Annotated in this window: 13 protein-coding genes; 7 read left to right on the top strand and 6 right to left on the bottom strand. The window is 70.5% G+C overall.

Features of this window, described 5'->3' with window-relative positions:
- Positions 1 to 17: 17 nt before the first annotated feature.
- The 5 genes from ACYVOO_RS33960 to ACYVOO_RS33940 all read right to left on the bottom strand — a co-directional run bounded on the left by ACYVOO_RS33960 (position 18) and on the right by ACYVOO_RS33940 (position 5604).
- The gene (locus tag ACYVOO_RS33960; protein WP_461019567.1) at positions 18 to 704 is read right to left on the bottom strand and encodes a response regulator; all 687 of its coding nucleotides are present in this window, start codon (positions 702 to 704) and stop codon (positions 18 to 20) included.
- On the bottom strand, positions 701 to 2164 hold the full coding sequence (locus ACYVOO_RS33955) for a sensor histidine kinase (protein ID WP_461019566.1): 1464 nt from the start codon (positions 2162 to 2164) through the stop codon (positions 701 to 703). The genes ACYVOO_RS33960 and ACYVOO_RS33955 overlap by 4 nt, the downstream gene beginning before the upstream one ends.
- A gap of 227 nt (positions 2165 to 2391) precedes the next feature.
- Positions 2392 to 3282: a DUF4429 domain-containing protein gene (locus ACYVOO_RS33950; RefSeq protein WP_461019565.1), complete on the bottom strand. Its 891-nt coding sequence runs from the start codon at positions 3280 to 3282 to the stop codon at positions 2392 to 2394.
- Positions 3283 to 3338: 56 nt separating this feature from the next.
- Complete coding sequence (locus tag ACYVOO_RS33945; RefSeq protein ID WP_461019564.1) at positions 3339 to 4577, bottom strand: alpha/beta hydrolase; 1239 nt, start codon at positions 4575 to 4577, stop codon at positions 3339 to 3341.
- A 376-nt stretch (positions 4578 to 4953) separates the two neighbouring features.
- A complete protein-coding gene (locus tag ACYVOO_RS33940) occupies positions 4954 to 5604 on the bottom strand; it encodes a TetR/AcrR family transcriptional regulator (protein WP_461019563.1) in 651 nt (216 codons plus the stop codon).
- A 124-nt stretch (positions 5605 to 5728) separates the two neighbouring features.
- Here ACYVOO_RS33940 and ACYVOO_RS33935 point away from each other — a divergent pair, with 124 nt between their 5' ends.
- From ACYVOO_RS33935 to ACYVOO_RS33925, 3 genes are all read left to right on the top strand, one after another.
- Positions 5729 to 7348, top strand: a complete 1620-nt coding sequence (locus ACYVOO_RS33935; RefSeq protein WP_461019562.1) for an MFS transporter — start codon at positions 5729 to 5731, stop codon at positions 7346 to 7348.
- A gap of 208 nt (positions 7349 to 7556) precedes the next feature.
- Positions 7557 to 7949 carry a peptidase inhibitor family I36 protein gene (locus tag ACYVOO_RS33930; RefSeq protein WP_461019561.1) on the top strand — a complete coding sequence of 131 codons (393 nt, stop codon included), beginning with the start codon at positions 7557 to 7559 and terminating at the stop codon, positions 7947 to 7949.
- A 142-nt stretch (positions 7950 to 8091) separates the two neighbouring features.
- Positions 8092 to 8403 carry a small hydrophobic protein gene (locus tag ACYVOO_RS33925; protein ID WP_453349898.1) on the top strand — a complete coding sequence of 104 codons (312 nt, stop codon included), beginning with the start codon at positions 8092 to 8094 and terminating at the stop codon, positions 8401 to 8403.
- A 537-nt stretch (positions 8404 to 8940) separates the two neighbouring features.
- Here the strand turns inward: ACYVOO_RS33925 and aceE are convergent.
- On the bottom strand, positions 8941 to 11688 hold the full coding sequence (aceE, locus tag ACYVOO_RS33920; protein WP_453349897.1) for a pyruvate dehydrogenase (acetyl-transferring), homodimeric type: 2748 nt from the start codon (positions 11686 to 11688) through the stop codon (positions 8941 to 8943).
- A gap of 693 nt (positions 11689 to 12381) precedes the next feature.
- On the opposite strand from aceE, the gene ACYVOO_RS33915 reads away from it, so the two are divergent.
- From ACYVOO_RS33915 to ACYVOO_RS33900, 4 genes are all read left to right on the top strand, one after another.
- On the top strand, positions 12382 to 12822 hold the full coding sequence (locus ACYVOO_RS33915) for a DUF3052 domain-containing protein (RefSeq protein WP_453349896.1): 441 nt from the start codon (positions 12382 to 12384) through the stop codon (positions 12820 to 12822).
- A gap of 305 nt (positions 12823 to 13127) precedes the next feature.
- Positions 13128 to 13586, top strand: a complete 459-nt coding sequence (locus ACYVOO_RS33910) for a peroxiredoxin (RefSeq protein ID WP_461019560.1) — start codon at positions 13128 to 13130, stop codon at positions 13584 to 13586.
- Positions 13587 to 13711: 125 nt separating this feature from the next.
- Positions 13712 to 14287: a TerD family protein gene (locus tag ACYVOO_RS33905; RefSeq protein ID WP_453349894.1), complete on the top strand. Its 576-nt coding sequence runs from the start codon at positions 13712 to 13714 to the stop codon at positions 14285 to 14287.
- Positions 14288 to 14558: 271 nt separating this feature from the next.
- Positions 14559 to 15143, top strand: a complete 585-nt coding sequence (locus ACYVOO_RS33900; protein WP_461019559.1) for a TerD family protein — start codon at positions 14559 to 14561, stop codon at positions 15141 to 15143.
- Positions 15144 to 15165: the final 22 nt, after the last annotated feature.

Genomic DNA, 15165 nt, shown 5'->3' with positions numbered 1-15165 from the left:
GGCCCTCAAGAGGGCGCTCAGCCCTCGCCGGGCGCCACGAGCCCGGACTCGTACGCGAAGATCACGGCCTGTGCCCTGTCCCGCAGCCCGAGCTTCGTCAGGATGCGGGACACATGGGTCTTGACCGTCTGCTCGGCCAGCACGAGCGAACCGGCGATCTCGCCGTTCGACTGCCCGCGCGCGATGAGTTGCAGCACCTCCGTCTCGCGCTCGGTGAGCCCGTTCAACTGGAGGGAGCGCCGCTCGCGGGGCACGGGGCGCTGCCGGGCGAAGTCGGCGATGAGGCGGCGCGTGACCGAGGGCGCGAGGAGGGCCTCGCCCCCGGCGACCACCCGTACCGCCGAGATCAGGTCGGCGGGCGGCGCGTCCTTGAGCAGGAAGCCGCTGGCACCGGCGCGCAGCGCCTCGTAGACGTAGTCGTCGACGTCGAACGTCGTCAGCATCAGCACCTTCGGCCTGTGGGTGACGCCCGGTGCGGGCTCCAGCAGTTCGCGGGCCGCCTCCAGCCCGTTCATGCGCGGCATCCGCACGTCCATGAGCACGACGTCGGGGTGTGCGCGACGGCTCAGCTCGACGCCCTCCACCCCGTCCGGGGCCTCGCCCACCACGTCGATGTCGGCCTGCGCGGCCAGCAGCGCGGCGAACCCGGCCCGCACCATGGCCTGGTCGTCGACGATGATCACTCGGGTGACGTCGGCGGTCATGAGGGCTCGGAGTCCTTCTCTTTGAGGGGCGGTTTGAGGGGCAGTGTGGCGGCCACCCGGAAGCCGCCGTCGGGGAGCGGCCCTGTGTCCAGGCTGCCGCCGACGAGACGTACGCGCTCGCGCATGCCGATCAGCCCGTGTCCTGTACCTGATGTTTCCAGCGGGGGCCCGTCGGGCGCGGGGGAGGGGCCGTTGACGACGAGCACGGTCAGCCCCTTGAGCACGGCCTTCTTCTTCGCGGAGGCGGCGGGCGCGGTGACGGACACGGTGGTACGGGCGCCGGGCGCGTGCCGTACGACGTTGGCGAGAGCCTCCTGCACGATGCGGTACGCGGACAACTGCACGGCCTGCGGCAGCCCGTCCACCTCGCCCTCGACCGACAGCTCCGTGGGCACCCCGGCCCGTACCGTCGCCTCCACAAGCTGCTCCAGCCGGTCCAGCCCCGGCTGAGGGGCCCGCTCACCCTTCGTCTCCTCGCTGCGCAGCACCCCGAGGAGGCGGCGCATCTCGGCAAGGGACTCGCGCGCGGTGACGGCGATCGACCCGAACTCCCGCGCGGCCTCGGGCGGAAGGCCCTGGAGCCGGTAGGGCGCGCTGTCCGCCTGGACCGTGATCACGGACATGTGGTGGGCCACCACGTCGTGCAGCTCACGGGCGATGCGCGTGCGCTCCTCCAGCAGCGTGCGGCGCGAGCGTTCGGCCTCGCTGATCGTCTCCTGCTCGGCCAGCTTCCGCTGCACGTCGGCGCGCTCGCGCACCGCCGTGCCGAGGAGCAGCACGGTCCCGCTCAGCACGATCAGCAGCACGTTCGTGCCCTCGCTGCGGTCCTGCCCGATGAAGCCGAGCGCGAGCGAGAGCGCGACGGTCACGCACCAGACGGCGACGACCGTCCTGCGCCGCTCGCGCAGCGCCAGCGCGAGACACAGCACGAGGTATCCGACGATCACCATGGCCGTCCACGGCCAGGGGCGCACCGGTTCGGTGGGGGCGCCCAGCAGGACGAGGGCGCCGAGGGTGTCGCCCACGATGACGATCCACCAGGCCGCCAACGGACGCGTCACGGCCAGCAGCAGCGGAGCTGACTGCATGACGGCGAGCGCGCCCGAGACGGCGCCGTTGACCCCGTAGTCGTTGGACAGCACCTGCGCGGTGACGGGGATCAGGGTGGCGACGAAGCCGAACGCGAGCACGTACGGCAGAGAGCGCATCCAGCGGCGCGGGGCGTGCGCGAGAAGGGGCTCGGTGGACCGCGAGGGCGTGGTGAGCGCGGCCCCCAGCGCCCGCGCCCCGCGCCCGACGGCATCCCCGACGGCCCCGCGCCAGCCCCCGGCACGGGGCGGCGGCTGTCCGGGGGGCGCATCGTGAGGGGGCGACGCGTGCTGAGGGGGCGACGCGTCCTGATCGGGCGACGGGGCCTGCGCGGGGGGCGGGTCCTGATCCGGTGACGGTGTGGTGGCCATGGCGCGCCCAGCGTATGGCGCCGGCGAAGCGTCGACGTCACCCCTGGGTACCGCTGTGTCCCCCTACCCGGGTACGTGGTGGGAGGGGCGCGCCCCCAGCGCGGGATGTGCGGGGTGTGCGGGATGTACGGCTTCCAGGCGCGAGGCAAGGCGCACCGCTCCCGTCGGCGCACCGGCGCACCGGCACGGCGGCCGAGCGAACCGTTTCCTTCGCCCGACCGGCGAGGTCACAGCTCGGCGAGGAGTTCCGCCTTCTTGTCCGAGAACTCGTCGTCCGTCAGCAGCCCCGCGTCGTGCAGCTCGCCGAGATGCCGGATGCGGTCGGCGATATCGGCGGGATCCGATCTGTCGGACCGCGCCGGCATGGCCGCCTGCGGCGCCGCCGGAGGCGTCACCTCGGCCCCGGACGCCGGATCCACGGCCCGCACCGCTTCCAGCACGGCCGCCGCGAACGGCAGCGACTCGTACACCAGCCCGTACCCGAGCCCGAACACCACCGAGGCCGGATCCTGATCCGCTTCCCCCGGCGCCTCGACGCCCCGCAGCCGCAGCCGCAGATGCCCGTTGAGCGCCTCGGGCGAGCGCCACTCGACGCCCTCCAGCTCGGCCACGGAGAAGTTCTGGTCACCGGCCTTCCACTTCGCGGAAGAGGCCCCGGTCCAGAACCACCGGAATGAGACCGCGCTGCCGTCGAAGGTCGCCTTGCCGTCGTACGCCTTGAAGCTCAGCGGAGGCGACGGCGCCCCGACCATGTGGCGCTCGGCGGGCTTGTCCGCGTCGGGGCCGAGGACCGAGCGCAGCTCCGTCGCGTAGTAGTCGGCCAGCGTCTCGCGCTCGGCGGGGAGCACGAGGCGGTAGGGGTCGCTGCCCTCTTTGAGCTGTCCGGCCGCCGCCTCCAGCAGCGGATCGGCGCCCGCGCGGGGCACGGCACGCAGTACGACGGTGCCCCGCTTGCCTCCCGGCGCGAGCTCGACATCGCTCAGCGCCTCGTACGGAATACGCCGCTCCCCGAGCACGTGGAAGAGCTTGGGCGTGCGGATCCCCCGTTCGAAGCGGATGAGCACCGAGTCCGTGTCGAACTCCCAGGTGGAGTGAATTCCAGCCAGTACGTCACCCATGTGGGCCATCGTATGCGGGGACCGCCCGCGCGTCCCCCTCCCCAGCGCTACGCGCGTTAATCGGTGGCGGCTGTGCAGCCCGGGTCGTTCGAGGCACAGTTGACAGCGCCGTACGAGCCGGTGCCGATGGCGGCGAAATTGGCGAGGCTCCCGGTGCCCGGCACGAAGTAGCCGGTGTGTCCGACGGCGCCGTCGGCGGCGAGCCTGCGGGAGCCGAAGGCGGGGGAGACGGGGTCGGCGCCGTGGCCCAGACCGCCGAACTCCATGTGCGGCACGTCGGCGATCCAGTCGTCCTGGTCGCGGGTGGCCCACACGTGGGCCCGGGTGTCGAGCTGGTCGGCCTTGTCGGCGCGCATGCCGGGGCTGCCGGAGACCGTGATGTCGCTGACCCGGGGCGACAGCTCGTGTGCCGCGACCCCGCACACCACGGAGCCGTAGCTGTGGCAGAACAGCGCGACCCGCGAGGCGCCGGGCAGCTCCCGCACGAAGTCCCGCAGCCGGTCGCCGCCGTCCTGCGCGAGGTCCCCGGAGGCGGCGTCCATGCCGAGGCCGACGGGCGCGGTGTAGTCCGCCCAGGCGACGGTCGCCGTCCGCAGCTGCGGCGAGCGCGCGCTCTGCTGGTCCTGGAGCGCGCGGGCCATGCCCACGGGCGCCGAGTAGGACCGCTCGGTCTTCTCGAAGGTGAGCAGCTCGGTGTCGACGCCGGGGACGACGACGGAGACGCTCTGGGCCCGGTCCAGGTCCCCGAAGACCTCGGCGGCGCGCCCGCGCCCCGTCGGGTCGAAGGAGAGGATCTGACGGCCCGGATGGAGCATCGACTCGAAGCGGTGCATACGGCGGCCCGCCTCGTTCCGCCCCTCGTCGGTGAGCCGCTGGTCGGTCATGCGTTTGCGTTCGACGTCGCGGGCGTCTTCGAGCGCCGCGTGGTTGGCGCGGTAGCGCAGCGTCACGGGCGCGCCGCCGAGATTGCCCACGACCAGGGGATATCGGTCGGCCAGCCGGTACTGCTGCGCCGTGCTCAGCGTGCGGAAGAAGCGCGCTATGGCGCCGGGCCGCCAGTCGGGGGCTGGCAGTGCCCGCCCGGCGACGGATCCCTTCTCCCAGGCGAGCAGCGCCGCGGCGCGGGGGCCCGGCGTGTCGTCGCTCTTGCGGATCGCGGTCCATCCGGTCGTCGCCAGCAGCACGAGCACCACCGCCAGCGCGAGCAGTGCGCGCCAGGCGGTGGAGCCCGGGGCTCCCGTCGCCGGGAAGCCGGATCCGGACAGGGGATTGCCGAATGCGGAGAAGGAAGTCACTAGCGGGACACCCTAGGAGACGCGGCTGTGTGCTCGCGTATCCGGTGAGCCATCTCACGTTTCGGCGTGGGTAATTGGGTCAGATCGGGCGGCCGTGCTGTCATCCGTGACGCTACGGAGTCACCCGCGAGGGTGAGCCGCAGGCCCCGGCTCCGCGCCGCCCCGCGCTGCTCCGCCGCAGGTCGAGGGCTTCCGGCGGCCTCTGCGGGCCTCTCGCTCATGCGTACCGGGGCACGATTGTGCCGCGTCCGCGTGGACCGCACCCGTACGCGCCGTATTTGGTGGGGGTGAGGGGGTTGGGGGTGAAGGGGTGGGGGTCGGGTGACAGATTTCGTTATCTGTTATCTGTTATCTGTTATCTGTTAGCTGATAACTGTTACCCGTCAGCCGTCACGCGTGGGGGTGTGCTCGCCCACTCGTCAGTGAGGGCGGGGCCCAGTGCGTCCACGTAGGACTCCATGAAGCATTGCGCGGCCGTCATGGAGGTGTCCTGGCCGCAGCCCCAGCGGCGTCCGGCGGCCCGCATCACGCCGGAGTACGCGGCGACGAGCACGCGCGGACGCGGGTCCTTCTCCGGGTCGAGGTCCTGGCGGCGCGCGATCTCCGTGACGAGGGCCTCTTCCATCTCCACGGAGCGCCGCAGGTGGACGGCGACGAGCGCGGGCGTGGTCTCGATGACCTGCCACATGCGCATATGGAGCTGCATGGGGACGATCTCGTGGATGGTCTCGCCGATGCTCTGCCACGTCTCGTCCAGGGTGCGGCGCAGCACCTCGATGGGCGCCTCGCCCGGTGGCCGCTCGCGCACCGCCTCCAGATAGCGCTGCTCGACCAGGTCCTGGAGGGCGAAGGCGACGTCCTCCTTGCTCGTGAAGTAGCGGAAGAAGGTGCGCTGGGAGACGTCCACGGTGTCGGTGACCTCGTCGACGGTGGTGGCCTCGTACCCCTTGGCGACGAAAAGCTCGTGGGCCGCGCGGATGAGTGCGTCCCGGGTGCGCTGCTTCTTGCGCTCGCGCAGTCCGGTCACTTTCGGCCACCTCCGGTTCTCATCCTGCTGATCTTCTCCCTCGCGATATCTGTGAGACACCTGACATCTACCGGCGAATAATTCGGTTTGTCAATTGTCAGCGGCTGACATTAGCCTCGCCCCCATGAGCTCCCAGACCACCACCGTCGCGGACGGGACACCGGAACCGCCCGGACCGCGCAACTCAGAGATAACGGGCGCCAGGAAGGGGCTCAGGGGGCACCCCTGGCTCACCCTCGTCACCGTCGCGCTCGGCGTCACCATGGTCGCCCTGGACGGCACGATCGTGGCCATCGCGAACCCGGCGATCCAGAAGGACCTCGGCGCCTCGCTCGCCGACGTCCAGTGGATCACCAACGGGTACCTGCTGGCCCTCGCCGTAGCCCTGATCACGGCGGGCAAACTCGGTGACCGCTTCGGCCACCGGCAGACCTTCCTCATCGGCGTCGTCGGGTTCGCCGCGGCCTCCGGGGCGATCGGTCTGGGCGGCAGCGTCTCGCTCGTCATCTTCTTCCGCGTGCTCCAGGGCATCTTCGGCGCCCTGCTGATGCCCGCGGCGCTCGGCCTGCTGCGGGCCACCTTCCCGGCCGAGAAGCTCAACGCGGCGATCGGCATCTGGGGTGCGGTCATCGGCGCCTCCACCGCCGCGGGGCCGATCGTGGGCGGTCTCCTGGTCGAGCACGTCAACTGGGAGTCGGTCTTCTTCATCAACATCCCGGTCGGCGTCATCGCCCTGGTGCTGGGCGTGGTGCTCCTGGTGGACCACCGTGCGGAGAAGGCGCCCAGGTCCTTCGACGTTCCGGGCATCGTGCTGCTGTCGGTCGCGATGTTCTGCCTCATCTGGGCGCTCATCAAGGCGCCCGAGTGGTCGTGGGGCGACGAGAAGACGCTGCTGTTCCTCGGCGGCTCGATCGTCGCTTTCCTGCTCTTCGGCTTCTGGGAGACCAAGGCCAAGGAGCCGCTGCTGCCCCTGAGCATGTTCCGCTCCGTGCCGCTGACGGCGGGCACCGTGCTGATGGTGCTGATGGCCTTCGGTTTCATGGGCGGCCTGTTCTTCGTGACGTTCTATCTCCAGAACGTGCACGGCATGAGCCCGGTCGACAGCGGGCTGCGGCTGCTGCCGCTGACCGCGATGATGATCGTCGCCTCGCCGCTGGCGGGCTCACTGATCACCAAGGTCGGCCCGCGCATCCCGCTGGTCGGCGCCATGGTGGTGGCGGCGGTCGCGATGTTCGGGCTCTCCACGCTCGACGCCGAGAGCGGCACCGCGATCACCTCGCTGTGGTTCGGGCTGCTGGGCCTGGGCCTCGCGCCGGTCATGGTCGGCGCGACGGAGGTCATCGTGGGCAACGCGCCGCTGGAGCACGCCGGTGTCGCTGGCGGCCTCCAGCAGGCCGCGATGCAGGTCGGCGGCAGCCTCGGCACGGCCGTGCTGGGCGCCGTCATGGCCTCCCGTGTCGACAGCTCGCTGCCGGAGAAGTGGGCGGACTCCCAGCTTCCGCCGTTGAAGGGCGAGCAGGCAGAGCAGCTCAAGGGCCTGGCCGAGGTCGGCATGGCGCCGCCCGCGCCGAAGGGCACCCCCGCGCAGATCGCCGAGGCGATGACGAAGGCCGTGCACGACTCCTTCATCTCCGGCATGGGCCTCGCCTTCACCTGTGCGGGCATCGTCGCGGTCGTCGCGGCGGGAGTCGCCGTCTTCACGAAGCGCGGCTCCAACGACGCGGGTCCCTCGGTCCACGTCTGAGCCGGGACCGGTGGCCCCGGCCCGGGAGCCTGTGGAGCCGCCGGAATTCCCCGGAATCTGTGGATCCTTCGGAGCCTGTGGATAACTCCGTGCCCCATGGTGGTGAAACGGCCGGTCTGCCCTTGGCAGACCGGCCGTCGCCGTTCGAGGCTGATCACACGCACGACGCGACAGGCGCGGACGTGCGGCACACGGGGGAGTGATCCATATGCGAGCGGTCCATGCCTGCGCGGTCGTGATGGCGGCGGGCGCCCTGCTCCAGCTCGCCGCGGCCCCGGCGCCTCCGGCGTCGGCGGCCCCGTCGAAGAAGCCGCAGCCGAGACTGGGGGAGTGCGGCGCGGGGGAGCTGTGCCTCTGGGAGGCGGCGCGCTTCGAGGGCGAGCGGCGGACGTACGAGCTGAGTGACGTCGACATCGAGAGCTGCGTCCCCCTGCCGAAGGGCACGGAAGCGGCCTCGTTCGCCAACCGCACGGGGCGGCCCGTCACCGTCTATCAGAGCGCGGAGTGCGCCGAGACGGCCGAGTTCAGCACCCACCCCTCCGGCTCCTGGACGCCCGAGGGCGCGTATCGGGTGCGGGCCTTCAAGGTCTGGGAGAACTGAGATGGAGGGCGCCGTCACCGCACCGCGTCCGAGAGAGCGCCCAATCGCTGGGACGGGGCGGGCCGTTGAGGAAACCGTGCCTATCGGCCGGGGAAAGGGGCACTTGGTCTCCGAGCCCGAAACGACAACCCTGGGAGGGACGATGACGGGCTATCGGCACTCCACCCGCCCCCGCACGCGCCGGGGCTCCTTCGCCGGACGCGTCACAGCGGACCGGGAGACCCTTGGCATCGTGGGCTTGATCTGCGCGGTCGCGGGCTTCTTCACCCTCGGCATCGTCCTCGGCCCGGTCGCCGTCGTCTGCGGCTGGCTCGCGATGGGCCGCCGCTGGACGGGCACCCGCTCGATCCCCGCCCTCATCGCCGTGGTCCTCGGCGCCCTGGACACGCTGCTGGCACTGATATGGCTCACCGGCGCGGGCGGCGGCACGATGGGCGTGGGCGGCATACTCTGACGACGCCTGCTGAGCGGTCCCGGCCCACCCGGGGAGGCACGGGCTCCGACCTGCGCGGCGCCTGACCCTGAGCGGGGCCAGGCCCCACGGTCAGAACCCGGTCCCGCGCAAGGTTCAGGGCCCGGCCCGCACGAGCCCCAGGAACGCAAAGGGCCGGGGCCACCACCCTCGGCGAACCCCGGCCTCCACGTCCTGCGCACCTGCGCCCCTACACACCGCACCCGTACCCTGCGCGGCGAGGCGCCCCGTTGAGGGAGCTGCCCCGTACGGCGAAGTGACCCGCCGAGGGGCCACCCCGCACGCCTCGGCACGCCGATGTGGCGTCGCCCGCCGACGGGGGCACCCCATCAGGCGACGTGGGCGCTCCACGGGCGGACGTACGCGGCCCCGTCACAAAGGGACGCACACGGCCGCCCCACTCGGCGACGCGACGTGCACAGCTCCGTCACCCAGCGAGCGACTTGCGGGGCCGCCGCACCCGGCGGCGTAGGTGTTCACGCCACCCCGTGACGCCGGGTGCGGCCCGTCCGGCAAGGACTACGCGTCGCCGCCCGCGGCACCCGGGTCCGCGGCGGCGACGTCGAGGAGCTGGTAGCGGTCGAGCGCCTGCTTCAGCGCCGAGCGGTCGATCTTGCCCTCCCTGGCCAGCTCGGTGAGCACGCCGAGGACGATCGACTGCGCGTCGATGTGGAAGAAGCGGCGCGCGGCGCCACGGGTGTCGGCGAAGCCGAAGCCGTCGGCGCCGAGCGACTGGTACGTGCCGGGCACCCAGCGGGCGATCTGGTCGGGCACCGCCCGCATCCAGTCGGAGACGGCCACCTTCGGCCCCTCGGCGCCCTGGAGCTTGCGCGTCACGTAGGGCACGCGCTGCTCCTCCTCCGGGTGGAGGAGGTTGTGCTCCTCCACGGCGACGGCCTCCCGGCGCAGCTCGTTCCAGGAGGTCGCGGACCAGACGTCGGCGCGGACGTTCCACTCGTCGGCCAGGATCTGCTGGGCCTCCAGCGCCCAGGGCAGCGCCACGCCGGAGGCGAGGATCTGGGCCTTGTGCGTGCCCTTCTCGCCCTCCTGGTAGCGGTAGAGGCCCTTGAGGATGCCCTCGGCGTCCACGTTCTCCGGCTCGGCGGGCTGGCGGATCGGCTCGTTGTAGACGGTGAGGTAGTAGAAGACGTCCTCACCCTGCGGGTGCTCCTCGCTGGAGCCGTACATCCGCCGCAGGCCGTCCTCGACGATGTGGGCGATCTCGAAGCCGAAGGCCGGGTCGTAGGCCACAGCGGCCGGGTTGGTGGAGGCCAGCAGTTGCGAGTGGCCGTCGGCGTGCTGGAGGCCCTCGCCGGTCAGCGTCGTGCGGCCCGCGGTGGCGCCCAGGACGAAGCCGCGGGAGAGCTGGTCGCCCATCTGCCAGAACTGGTCGCCGGTGCGCTGGAAGCCGAACATCGAGTAGAAGACGTAGATCGGGATCAGCGGTTCGCCGTGCGTGGCGTAGGCCGAGCCCGCCGCGATGGCCGCGGCCGTACAGCCCGCCTCGGTGATGCCGTCGTGCAGCATCTGGCCGGTGGGGGACTCCTTGTAGGCCAGCAGCAGCTCGCGGTCCACGGACTCGTACGTCTGGCCCAGCGGGTTGTAGATCTTGGCCGACGGGAAGAAGGAGTCCATTCCGAAGGTGCGGTACTCGTCGGGGGCGATCGGCACGAAGCGCTTGCCGATCTCCTTGTCCCGCATGAGGTCCTTGAGCAGCCGCACGAAGGCCATCGTGGTGGCGATCTGCTGCTGCCCCGAGCCCTTCTTGACGGCGGCGTACGCCTTCGCGTCGGGGAGCTGGAGCGGCTTCGACCGGTTCACGCGGGTGGGCACATAACCGCCCAGCTCGCGCCGCCGGTCGTGCATGTACTGGATCTCCTCCGAGTCCGGACCGGGGTGGTAGTACGGCGGAAGGCCGGACTCCAGCTCCTTGTCCGGGATCGGCAGGTGCAGCCGGTCGCGGAAGCCCTTGAGGTCCTCGACCGTCAGCTTCTTCATCTGGTGCGTGGCGTTGCGGCCCTCGAAGTTCGGGCCCAGCGTCCAGCCCTTGATGGTCTGCGCGAGGATGACCGTCGGCTGTCCCTGGTGCTCCTTGGCCGCCTTGTATGCCGCGTAGACCTTGCGGTGGTCGTGGCCGCCGCGGCCCAGGTGCAGCAACTGGTCGTCGGTCATGTTCTCGGCCATGGCCCGCAGCCGCTGGTCGCCGCCGAAGAAGTGCTCGCGGATGTAGGAGCCGCTCTCGGTGGCGTAGGTCTGGAACTGGCCGTCGGGCGTCGTGTTGAGCTTGTTGACCAGCACGCCGTCGCGGTCCTGCGCCAGCAGCGGGTCCCAGGAGCGGTCCCAGACCAGCTTGATGACGTTCCATCCCGCACCGCGGAAGTACGACTCCAGCTCCTGGATGATCTTCCCGTTGCCGCGGACGGGCCCGTCCAGCCGCTGGAGGTTGCAGTTGATGACGAAGGTGAGGTTGTCCAGGCCCTCGCGCGCCGCCAGGGAGAGCTGGCCCAGGGACTCGGGCTCGTCCATCTCGCCGTCGCCGAGGAAGGCCCACACGTGCGACTTGGAGGTGTCGGCGATGCCGCGCGCCTCCATGTAGCGGTTCATCCGGGCCTGGTAGACGGCGCCGATGGGGCCGAGGCCCATGGAGACGGTGGGGAACTCCCAGAAGTCCGGCATCGACCGCGGGTGAGGGTAGCTGGAGAGACCGTTGGGGAAGGTGCTCTTCTCCTGGCGGAACCCGTCGAGCTGCGTCTCGGTGAGGCGGTCCAGCAGGAAGGCGCGGGCGTAGATGCCGGGCGAGGCGTGGCCCTGGAAGAAGACCTGGTCGCCGCCGTCGCCCTCGTCCTTGCCGCGGAAGAAGTGGTTGAAGCCCACGTCGTAGAGCGAGGCGGAGGAGGCGAAGGTGGCGATATGGCCGCCCACACCGATGCCGGGGCGCTGGGCCCGGGAGACCATCACGGCCGCGTTCCAGCGGGTCGCGTTCAGGACCTTGCGCTCGATCTCCTCGTTACCGGGGAAGAACGGCTCGTCCTTGGTCGCGATGGTGTTGACGTAGTCCGTGCTGCGCATCTCCGGCACGGCCACGCGCTTCTCGCGGGCGCGCTCGATGAGACGGAGCATGAGATAGCGGGCACGTCCCCTGCCCCGCTCGTCGACGGCCGCGTCGAGCGAGTCGAGCCATTCCTGGGTCTCCTCGGGATCGAAGTCCGGGACCTGGCTGGGAAGGCCGCCAATGATGATCGGGTTGCGATCGGATCCGGAAGCCACGCTGTTCCTTCGCTGTTCGGTCTTGCTCTGTATAGGTGTCGCGCCGCCTCCATCGTGTACCGCTGCCGCGCGTACGTCATCTCTACCGAGAGGTAACTCCCGCTGATTCCGGGACAGGTCCGGGAAGGTGGATGACGGCCAAATCGCAACCTTACGCCCAGTGATCCCGTTGTGGGCGTCCGAGGGATCACCCCTCGCCCCCTTGTCCGGCCCGTACCCGCCCCTGCCCTCGCGCGTGCCCCGGCCCCCCCACGTGCCCCGGCCCCCCGGGTCCCCCGGATGGCGGGACGGGCCGCACTGTCTCGTTCTCGCCCGTCCCCACCCGTGCCCGCCCGTCCCCGCCAGGGCCCACCCGCCCCTAACGGTCGCGATCGGTCGCGATTGGTCTCGCGCGGCCCGGGTAGGCGCACGGCGCGCGGCGGAGTCCGCGCCGCGCGCGCCGCTGGGCATGCGCGGTGCACGCCCCGCGCCTCGGCCCCCGTGGGCCAGCCGGGGCAAACCCGGCTGATCCGCGCCAGATCCCTGTGGTGTGAATCACTGTTGATCAGGCATTGTGGGGTGAGACGTCAACGTTTGGGCGGGATGGAGGGCTGGGTACTTGCGCGATCCGTCCCGCCCGTGTGGACTACGGCCAATGCTTCGCGTGCGCGCGGGGCGCCAGGCATATTCAAGAAAGATGACAGGAGGCAATCCGTGAGCGCGACCGCGGACCACGCGGAGGAGCGGACCAACCCGGCCGCGAGGCTGGGTTTCCAGCCCGGGCAGGTGGTCCAGGAGCTCGGTTACGACGACGACACCGAGCAGGAACTCCGTGAGGGAATCGAGGCCATCACGGGTACGGAGCTCGTCGATGAAGATCATGACGACGTGGCCGATGCCGTGATTCTGTGGTTCCGCGAGGAGGACGGCGACCTGACGGACGCGCTGGTGGACGCCACCACGATGATCGACGCGGGCGCCCCGGTCTGGCTGCTGACTCCCAAGACGGGCCGTGACGGCTATGTGGAGCCCAGCGAGATCGGCGAGGCAGCCCAGACCGCGGGCCTGGCCCAGACGAGCAGCGTCAACGCGGGCAAGGACTGGACCGGCAGCCGCCTGGTCACCCCGAAGGCGGCCCGCTCCGGCAAGCGCTGACGGGCAGAGCCGGCCGAACGGCAGAGACTGAGGCGTAGGCGTAGAGACGCAGAGACCGAGGCGTGGGCCCCGACGGCGAGTCCGTCGGGGCCCACGCTGTTCCGTGCCGCTGCCGGGCCCCGCGCCGGGCACCGTTCCGTGCCGCTTCCCGGCGCCCACGTTCCCGGCACCGTTCCGCGTCCGCGCCCGCGTCTGTGCCGCTTCCGGCCCCGCGCCTGGTCCGCACCGTGCCGCGCCGAGGTGCAAGACTGGGCCCGTCAGGCAGGCAAGCCACCCAAGAGACCCAAGAGAGGGGCTCCCCACCCATGGCCATCGAGGTCGGCACCAAGGCTCCGGACTTCACGCTGCGGAACCAGCACGGCGAAGCTGTATCGCTCTTCGACTTCCAGGGGAAGAAGAACGTCGTCCTCCTCTTCTACCCGTTCGCCTTCACCGGTGTGTGCACCGGTGAGCTGTGTGCCCTGCGCGACGAACTCCCGAAGTTCGTGAACGACGACGTCCAGTTGCTCGCCGTCTCCAACGACTCGCCGTTCGCCCTGCGCGTATTCGCCGAGCAGGAGGGCCTGGACTACCCCCTGCTCTCCGACTTCTGGCCGCACGGCGAGGCGTCCCGCGCCTACGGCGTCTTCGACGAGGAGAAGGGCTGCGCCGTGCGCGGCACCTTCATCATCGACAAGGCGGGCGAGGTGCGCTGGACCGTGGTGAACGGGCTCCCGGACGCGCGCGATCTGGACGACTACGTGAAGGCCCTGGAATCCCTCTGAGCGAACACTGTGAGCCCGGGGGAACCGCTCACTAGGATCGACTCGTTGATCTGACGGCATCCGTAATACGGGGGCACGGCACGCGGTCACGCGGTGCTCCTTACGAACAATATCCAGGAGGACTCGTGGGAGTCAGCCTCAGCAAGGGCGGCAACGTCTCGCTGACCAAGGAGGCGCCGAACCTCACCGCCGTGATCGTCGGTCTCGGCTGGGACGCCCGTACGACCACCGGCTCGGACTTCGACCTCGATGCCAGCGCGCTGCTGACGAACTCCGAGGGCAAGGTCGGGAACGACCAGAACTTCGTCTTCTTCAACAACCTCAAGAGCCCGGACGGCTCCGTCGAGCACACCGGTGACAACCTCACCGGTGAGGGCGAGGGGGACGACGAGGTCATCAAGGTCAACCTCGCCGGCGTCCCCGCCGATGTGGAGAAGATCGTCTTTCCGGTCTCCATCTATGAGGCCGAGGCCCGCCAGCAGAGCTTCGGCCAGGTACGCAACGCGTACATCCGCGTCGTCAACCAGGCCGACAACAACGAGCTGGCCCGCTACGACCTCAGTGAGGACGCCTCGACGGAGACCGCCATGGTCTTCGGCGAGCTGTACCGCCACGGTGCGGAGTGGAAGTTCCGCGCCATCGGGCAGGGGTACGCCTCGGGCCTGCGCGGCATCGCGCAGGACTTCGGCGTCAACGTCTGACGGGCGGCGGCGGCGCCGCGCACGGCGGAAGCGCCTGGGCCTCCGGGCGGCGCACGGCGGACACCCCTGGCCGTCCCTTGCCGTCCTTGTCGCCTTTGGCGTCCTTGGCCACAAAGAACAGTGCGTGCGAAACGATCACAAGGTCCCACGCGCTTTACGGCAGTGTCCCGGCGCCGCAGACTTCCGTGTTCAGGAGGTGTGCGGCGCCGGGCGGTGTGGACACACTGGATGCATCAGCGGGTGCATCAGTACCGGGGAGAGGAAGCGGAACATGGGCGTCACGCTCGCCAAGGGGGGCAATGTCTCCCTCTCGAAGGCTGCACCGAACCTGACCCAGGTCCAGGTCGGGCTGGGCTGGAAGGCCCGCTCCACGACCGGCGCCGCCTTCGATCTCGACGCCAGCGCGCTGCTGTGCGCGAACGGGCGGGTTCTCGGCGACGAATACTTCATCTTCTACAACAACCTCAAGAGCCCCGAGGGCTCCGTCGAGCACACCGGCGACGAGCTGGTCGGCGGCAGCGGCAGCGGTGCCGGGGACGACGAGACGGTCCTGGTCGATCTCGGCCTCGTCCCCGCCCAGGTGGACAAGGTCGTCTTCCCGGTCTCCATCTATGACGCCGAGCCCCGTCAGCAGACCTTCGGGCAGGTCACCGACGCCTATATCCGTGTCGTCAACCAGGCGGACGGCCAGGAGCTGGCCCGCTACGACCTCACGGAAGACGCCTCATCGGAGACCGCCATGATCTTCGGCGAGCTGTACCGGTACAACGGGGAGTGGAAGTTCCGTGCGGTTGGGCAGGGGTACGCCTCTGGGCTGAGAGGCATCGCTCTAGACTTCGGAGTCAACGTTTCGTAATCCATCGTCCTGTCTTACGTAA

Source organism: Streptomyces daliensis (assembly GCF_054782395.1).
This window is presented reverse-complemented; position numbering and strand designations above follow the sequence as displayed.